Genomic DNA, 8008 nt, shown 5'->3' on the forward strand with positions numbered 1-8008 from the left:
TTATAATGATTTGGTTTGATTGGTCGGTAGACTTGGAATATATTTTCGGCATACAGCACCCCCTCTCCGCCATTCTCAATAAATCGTACCTGTCTGATTTCAAATGGATTGCAATCTACATTCCTTCAAACAGGCACAGATTGAGAACAGCGTCGTAAAAGCCGGGGCGCAGCGCCCTCACATGTCAGTCACGGGATTTCAGCGAGTGCTCGCGCATGAATATGCGGTAAAGCTCGAAGTGGCGCTCGATTGCGTTGCGATACCCCTCCTTGTCGCCCGACTTGAGGCAGGCGAGCAGATCGGCGTGCGACGCGGTGGCACCCTCGGCCTGAAGGCGCACGTTGATCTGCGACAACTCGTTGCGGAACTGTTTTTTTATGTAGGTAAGTACAGGGTGGATAATGTCCTGGAATTCGGCGATGGTCTTGTTGCCGGTGATTTCGTAGAGCTTGGTGTGGAACGACGTCTCGCTCGACACCGCATACTCGTTGTTTTCGATCACCTTGCCTATGCGCACTATCTCTTCAAGCTCCTTGATGTCCTCGGGCTTGATTTTTTCGAATATGTCCGCCGAAATGCCGATTTCCAGGGCGATACGGAACTCCAGGAGGTCGAGTACGGTGTCCTCGCTGAGGAAACGGGGGTCGATCACCCTCTTCATGCCGCCGAGTATGGTAGGCTCGGCAAGTATCATCCCCTTGCGCGGACGGGAATGTATCATGCCGAACATCTTCAGGCGGCTGAGGCACTCGCGGAGCACGCTTCTCGCCACCCCAAGCTCCTCGGCAAGGGTATTCTCGTTTGGAATGGGATCGCCGATGCTCAGATTGCTGCACTTGAAGTGCGACAACAGGCACTCCTCGACCTGGTCCACGAGCGATGCATTTGTTGGCTGAAGTGATAATGCCATATCAACAATTATTTTAAGGTTTCTCCCCTCTCGCGGACCGTCAACGCTCCATATGACATATAAGGCTCTTAATAGCTCTTAATAATGCATTGAGGCTTTTTCCATCGACCCTGAAAGGGTATTATATGATTCATCTGATTTGTCTGACAAATTAGTATGCCGCAAAGTTACTCCTTTATTTCATTCTCACAAATTATTTAACCAAAAATTTCCTCACCCTCCCCGATTTTAACACTCTCCATTCATCCGGCAAGCACAGGAATGGCGGTTTTAACATTTTAAGCCATCAACACTTCTCACTCGTGCTTTTACCGCCACGACATAATGCCTTAATCAGACACCCGTCCGACATACATCACTATTCTAAAAGCGCAGGGCGATGGAATCCCTTTCGCAGCGGGCAATGAACTCGGCGCTGTCAGTGAATTCCCACAAATAACGCGCCCGGATCACGACATCATTGGTATATTCCGGATCGAATGCCTTGGAGATTATGTAATACTTATGCTCTCCCGTCTGCTTGTTATCGGTCAGTACTATGATGCTCGACTTATCGAATTTGTATTCCTTGACATATTCAGAATTTTGACAGTCTGCACTTGATGGGACAATCTCATCACCCATCGTACATGACCTTCCGTCAAATAGCGTTCCATAAACGATACTATTGTCTCCATCCAATTTATAAAGATTGCAACCCAAATTATGGGAACCCCACAATTCGGGAAATACCCAATCGAAAAGCCACATTGAACCTAATAGTAATATCGCCAGGTTCAATACCGTCCCGACTATCATCAGCTCAGCAATCAATATCCTTTTTAATATCCGTTGCTTTGGTTTCATTGATTCAATCTTCCTATTCCGTGATAATATACTTTGAAGCCATCTGATTGAGCATCCAAATCGAACAACCAATTGTTAATTTTAATAGCAGTATTCCTTTTAAACGACCCACCCTCATTCCAGTCATAATCAGTAGCATTATCATTCACGATTCTAACACTTCGAGTTGCTTTATCTAATAAAATAACACTACCATTTCCAAGCGCATATACCGAAGCCCGCAATCTAGCATTCATTATTGATGCCCATGCATTATTTATACTGAACAAATCAATCGATTCTTTTTTTCCAAGCCTCAATTCCGAAGATGAAACATCCCCGAAATCCAATTCCGAAGCCTTGATGTAGAGAGAATTGTCTGGAGTAGGATGTAAGAGTGCATCCGGATTTGCTTTTGCCCATGCTATTCCTTCTGTTATTGTAACAAAACCGTCGTAATCAGGCCTTTGAGGCAACAGTGAATAATGGGCGGTCACTTTACCGAATATATCATCCGGTATTCCGTCAGAGACGCTATATTTCATAACATCCCTGAAAGACATTCCTTGTTCGAAATTTTCCCGATCCATTATATATGGAATTCCCTGCAAACCATAATCATCCGTACCAAGAAAGTCCCCGTCCAAAGAATAGATTGGATTCAAGCCGTTTGAATCCCGGTATTTTACGGGATTACCGAGGCAGTAGATGTAGCCGGAGACACCACGGGCATTCTCCGAAAGGGCGTCGATGGATGTGAAGCGGCAGAGGACGGGGTCGTAGTGGCGGTTGAGCAGGTCGTAGAATGCATGGCCGTAGCTCTTCTCAAGCTGCGCCCCCTGAAACAGGCGCCCATCCTGCCAGTAGCCGTGGCTCTCGCCGAACAGCGAGCCGCCGGGGTAGTAGTGCACGGCACTGACAAGCCGCAGTGTGTCGGAGACCACGCAGCGCACGTTCCCCTGGTAGTCGTTGAGCTGGTAGTGGTGGCGGCCGCCCTCGTAGTAGCCCACAGGGGTGACGATACGCGACAGGCTGCCGTTGCGGTACTCGTAGTTGCCGCAGTAGGCATAGTCCATATGCGGGGTCCGTGCAAGAATGTCATCGACTCTACCAAGGCTGTCGCGACGATTGCCCGGAGGCCAAAGTACGCTTATCGCTTGGGGCGAGGAACTGCCCGAAAGAGCCGGCTGCGCTCCGACCGGCGACGGAAAGACAGGGCGAGGGGTTATGATTGAGTCGAGACGAGGAGGGAGACTGTCCCATGGATAATGATACCCCGGTCGTAAGGAGTCGGGATAAATCGGCACGAGCGGCTCATCACGTTTATAGATTAATTCGTAGTTGTAGGCCATCGAGCGCTTGTGCAGCACACCTGTGGCATCATAAGCGTATTTCGCCAGATAGTCGTCATCGTCCCCGGTGGAGTATCGTGCAACAGAGGGATTCCCGAAGCGGTCGTAGGTGAAGCTCTCGCCGCGCAGGCCGTCCTCGACGAGGCGTCCGGCGGCATCGTAGTTGAAGCCCACGGTCTTGCCCTCCTTCAGGGCACCGATGACGGAGTTGTCCATCGTAGACACCGTGGCCGAGTTAGGCGCTACAGTGGCCGACAGCATCTGCGCCCCACGGTTCTCGAAAACGATGTCCTTCACCGGCCCGAACGACAGCTTCGTTTCCAGATTCGAAACCCTCTGACGGTCGATGAGGCCGCAGGCCTTGAGCGCGGCGAGGTTGCTCCCCGCATCGTAGCTGCGGTACTCCGAATAGTCCGGCGACTCGGCGATGAGCGTCGCCGGGCGGCTTCCCGTCTCGCCGTACACAGCCGACACCAACCGGTCAGCTCCGTCGTAAGTGTAAGTGTAGCCGCGCCACAGCCCGTCATCATACACGTCACGATGCCGTTCCTTGGGCGTTGAGTAGGTATCAATCCACATCAATCCGGACGTTCCAAACCGCAAGTCATTCATACTCATCCTATGGTCGGTTTTTCATCTGAATGGAGTCGGGCAGCAAGTCCTGCCTGAAGAATTCCTCCCCATCCTCGAACCTATAGTAAATCAATCCGTACTCCTTGCTCCATACGCCCTCTTTTACCTTATTCGGAATGTCATATCCATATTCAGAATAAGCTATATTTGTAGAATCCATGACTAAGATTTCTTTATCACATGTATTCATTGGATATTTTAGAGATGATTTTCCCAAAGTCAATCTGAAATACAATGAATCATCCAATTCTTTCTCGAAAAATGCAAGCCCCTGAAACTTTTCCATATTATGGTTAAGGATAAACCGATATCCGCCATTGGCTCTATACATAGACCCTCCTGCTTCACTAAAATAAAACGGATTTCTACTGTTAAATAACATTACCTCTTTAATGGACAATGTGTCAGTATTACCAACATTAGAGACAAATAATACGTATTCTCCGTTGTCATATACATTTATCCACTCTATTTCCTCATCCGAAAGGTGAGTCATCTGAGTATAGATACATCCATTAAGGCATACACATACTATTATTGAAATTACATAATAACGCAGTCTATTCATTATTTTAGGGTTTTAAATGATCAACCATTACATTAATACTATGATAGTAATGCCATGCTCTAAGTTTTCCGACAGGCACATATATCCTTCTTCCAGGAGAACTCAACCCGATTTTATCCTGAAAATCCGTTAAAGGGTCTTTAACCAACGGAAAATTATTGAAATATGGGCCAATAGCTACATAATTAGTAATAGGTGAATTATAGTCACCCAACACTCCATAATGCAACTGTGTTAGTAGACTGAGTGCCGCAGGATTAAAAGTAATTGCAGGTTTAGATGCTACCATACTTGAAAGAGCCGCTAATCCACCACCTAATGAGTGTCCCAAGAATGTAATTTCAGTTCCTATCGGTAGTTCATCAACTAACTTACGGGCATTATTGACTGCAGTATCGTATTGTGGAGCAATCCCTACTAACTGTATAATATCCTCAAGTACATCTTCAAACGAATCCGTTCCAGCATATACATACGCATATTCCATCGAGCCGTCTTTCTGCTTACGCTCAAACAGCATAGACTGAAATCCATCCTTGCCCGGAACACCACTCTTCATTCTGATACCAGTCGGGAATTCAGAAACTATCCAATTCCTTTTTTGAAGTTCATCCAAATAATCAGCATAATCCTTATCTTGATACACGGCTCCACACATAAGGGCGGATTCATACTCATCCGGCTGTAGACCGGTGGGATCGATGAATCGTACGGGATTACCGAGGCAGTAGATGTAGCCGGAGACACCACGGGCATTCTCCGAAAGGGCGTCGATGGATGTGAAGCGGCAGAGGACGGGGTCGTAGTGGCGGTTGAGCAGGTCGTAGAATGCATGGCCGTAGCTCTTCTCAAGCTGCGCCCCCTGAAACAGGCGCCCATCCTGCCAGTAGCCGTGGCTCTCGCCGAACAGCGAGCCGCCGGGGTAGTAGTGCACGGCACTGACAAGCCGCAGTGTGTCGGAGACCACGCAGCGCACGTTCCCCTGGTAGTCGTTGAGCTGGTAGTGGTGGCGGCCGCCCTCGTAGTAGCCCACAGGGGTGACGATACGCGACAGGCTGCCGTTGCGGTACTCGTAGTTGCCGCAGTAGGCATAGTCCATATGCGGGGTCCGTGCAAGAATGTCATCGACTCTACCAAGGCTGTCGCGACGATTGCCCGGAGGCCAAAGTACGCTTATCGCTTGGGGCGAGGAACTGCCCGAAAGAGCCGGCTGCGCTCCGACCGGCGACGGAAAGACAGGGCGAGGGGTTATGATTGAGTCGAGACGAGGAGGGAGACTGTCCCATGGATAATGATACCCCGGTCGTAAGGAGTCGGGATAAATCGGCACGAGCGGCTCATCACGTTTATAGATTAATTCGTAGTTGTAGGCCATCGAGCGCTTGTGCAGCACACCCGTGGCATCGTAGGAATACTTGGCCAGATAGTCTATCGCACGTCCGGTGGAGTATTGAGCAACAGAGGGGTTGCCGCAGCGGTCGTAGGTGAAGCTCTCGTCGCGCAGGCCGTCCTCGACAAGGCGGCCGGCGGCATCGTAGTTGAAGCCTACGCTCTTGCTCTCTTTCAATGCGCCGATCACAGAGTTGTCCATCGTCAAGACCGTGGCCGGGTTCGGCGCTATCGTTGCCGACAGCATCTGCGCTCCCCGATTCTCGAAAACGATATCCTTGACCGGGCCGAACGTCAGCTTCGTTTCCCGGTTCGTGACCCGCTGACGGTCGGTCAGGCCGCAGGCCTTGAGCTTGGCAAGGTTGCTACCCGCATCGTAGGTGCGGTACTCCGAATAGTCCGGCGACTCGGCGATGAGCGTCGCCCGGCGGCTCCCCGTCTCGCCGTAAACCGCCGACACCAACCTGTCCGCCCCGTCGTAAGTGTAAGTGTAGCCGCGCCACAGACCGTAATCGTACACGTCACGATGCCGTTCCTTGGGCGTGTAATGGGTCTCAAGCCACATCAATCCGGACGTTCCAAACCGCAAGTCATTCATACTCATCCTATGGTTGGTTTTTCATCTGAATGGAATCGGGCAGCAAGTCCTGCCTGAAGAATTCCTCCCCGTCCTCAAACTTATAGTAGATCAGTCCATGCTCCTTGCTTATTACAAATTTCTCAATACGGTTATTAGGATTGTATTTCCAATGACTGCTATATGCCGAATTGGTAGAATCAATAACCACACAGTTATCAAACAGTCTATGATTTATACTAAAATCCCGGGGCAACAATGGGATCATTCGTTCATATTCATCACCGTTATATGCTGTAAATCGGGCACCACAGTCTGCTTTAAACCATAATATATCCGACTTGACCTTTCGCATTATCAAGAAAAAGCCGTCCAATTCTCCCCGGTCACTCTCTATATCAAAATAATAGCCGGCATTAGCCTCATAATTTGTATTCAGAGCGGAACTGAAGAAGAATCGATCCTTAGAATTATGTATAAATATTTTTACATACTTAACATCGTTGAGATTATCGGAATCGGACACAAAATTAATCGGAGAATGCACATATATGGATTTTACCCATTCCAAATCCTCATCAGACAAATGTGTCATATGTATATGGACACACCCAGTCAAACACATTATGACCATTGATATAAATAAGAATACTAGTTTTTTCATTCTCAATTATGGTTTTAATGATTTACAAATCACACTAATACTATGATAATCCCATGGCCATTGAATACCTACCGGAATACAGTGATTCATTCCCGGAGCATAAATTCCTAATTCGTTTTGAATATAAGTTATTGGATCTATAGCGACACTTCTTCCCATAAAGTTAATACCGACAGAGATATAGTTTTCAATCTTACTATCATCTATTAGACCATGAAATAACCTTGATGCATGACTAATTGCAGCCGGATTATATGTAATGGCTTTTTTTCCCGTCACCATACTTGAAGCAGCAGCTAAAATTGCGCCAAGAGAATGACCGGTAAAAGTCAATTCCTTTCCTCCTAATTCCGAAACCAATGCCATGGCATTTTCAACAGCCCGACCGACTTGTGGGGAAAGGCCTACACCTCCACGGCATCTTCCCATGAATTGGTACCGGCATACACATACGCGTATTCCTTGACATCACCATCGACAACTTTTTCAAATAGCATCGATTGCATACCAATGCCGGTTTTAAGAGGATGATTCATTCTTATCTGAGAGTTATGCCTCGATTCAATCCAACCATATTCCTTTAATTCATCCATTACATCGTCATAGAACTTATCTTTATATACAGCCCAACTCATCAAAGCTCCTTCATATGGAGTAACCTCCAAGCCGTTTGGGTCGATGAATCTCACTGGATTGCCGAGGCAATACACGTAATGGGAAACTCCATGGGTCTTTTCGCCAAGGGCATCGATGGAGGTGAAGCGGCAGAGGACGGGGTCGTAGTGGCGGTTGAGAAGGTCGTAGAAGGAGTGGCGGCCATAGCTCTCGAGGTGTGAGCCTTGGAAGAGCGGCTTGTCCTCGGGCGTACCGTACTCCTCGCCGAAGAGCGAGCCGCCGGGATAGTAGTGCACGGCGCTGACAAGGCGCAGAGTGTCGGAGACCACGCACCGCACGTTACCCTGATAGTCGTTGAGAAGGTAGTGGTGGTGGCCTCCTTCGTAGTAGCCCACAGGAGTGACGATACGCGACAGGCTGCAGTTGCGGTACTCGTAGTTGCCGCAGTAGGCATAATCCATATGCGGTGTCAGTG

Annotated in this window: 8 protein-coding genes; all 8 read right to left on the minus strand. The window is 48.5% G+C overall.

The features are described 5' to 3' along the window. Positions 1 to 184: 184 nt before the first annotated feature. Positions 185 to 910 carry a FadR/GntR family transcriptional regulator gene (locus QZ303_RS08455; RefSeq protein WP_295731666.1) on the minus strand — a complete coding sequence of 242 codons (726 nt, stop codon included), beginning with the start codon at positions 908 to 910 and terminating at the stop codon, positions 185 to 187. A 363-nt stretch (positions 911 to 1273) separates the two neighbouring features. Next, positions 1274 to 1756 carry a hypothetical protein gene (locus QZ303_RS08460; protein ID WP_295731668.1) on the minus strand — a complete coding sequence of 161 codons (483 nt, stop codon included), beginning with the start codon at positions 1754 to 1756 and terminating at the stop codon, positions 1274 to 1276. After that, a complete protein-coding gene (locus tag QZ303_RS08465) occupies positions 1753 to 3699 on the minus strand; it encodes an RHS repeat domain-containing protein (protein WP_295731670.1) in 1947 nt (648 codons plus the stop codon). The genes QZ303_RS08460 and QZ303_RS08465 overlap by 4 nt, the downstream gene beginning before the upstream one ends. Positions 3700 to 3706: 7 nt before the next feature. Further along, a complete protein-coding gene (locus QZ303_RS08470; protein ID WP_295731672.1) occupies positions 3707 to 4288 on the minus strand; it encodes a hypothetical protein in 582 nt (193 codons plus the stop codon). A 4-nt stretch (positions 4289 to 4292) separates the two neighbouring features. Further along, positions 4293 to 6275 (minus strand): RHS repeat domain-containing protein, encoded by a 1983-nt coding sequence (locus QZ303_RS08475; protein WP_295731674.1) that lies wholly within the window; start codon positions 6273 to 6275, stop codon positions 4293 to 4295. A 7-nt stretch (positions 6276 to 6282) separates the two neighbouring features. Then, a complete protein-coding gene (locus tag QZ303_RS08480; protein ID WP_295731676.1) occupies positions 6283 to 6918 on the minus strand; it encodes a hypothetical protein in 636 nt (211 codons plus the stop codon). A 6-nt stretch (positions 6919 to 6924) separates the two neighbouring features. Then, positions 6925 to 7347, minus strand: a complete 423-nt coding sequence (locus QZ303_RS08485; RefSeq protein WP_295731678.1) for a hypothetical protein — start codon at positions 7345 to 7347, stop codon at positions 6925 to 6927. Continuing rightward, positions 7323 to 8008 (minus strand): RHS repeat domain-containing protein (locus QZ303_RS08490; RefSeq protein ID WP_295731680.1); only part of this gene is annotated, 686 nt, incomplete at its 5' end. The genes QZ303_RS08490 and QZ303_RS08485, both read right to left, overlap by 25 nt.

The sequence above is a fragment of the uncultured Muribaculum sp. genome (assembly GCF_910583865.1).
GTDB lineage: Bacteria > Bacteroidota > Bacteroidia > Bacteroidales > Muribaculaceae > Muribaculum.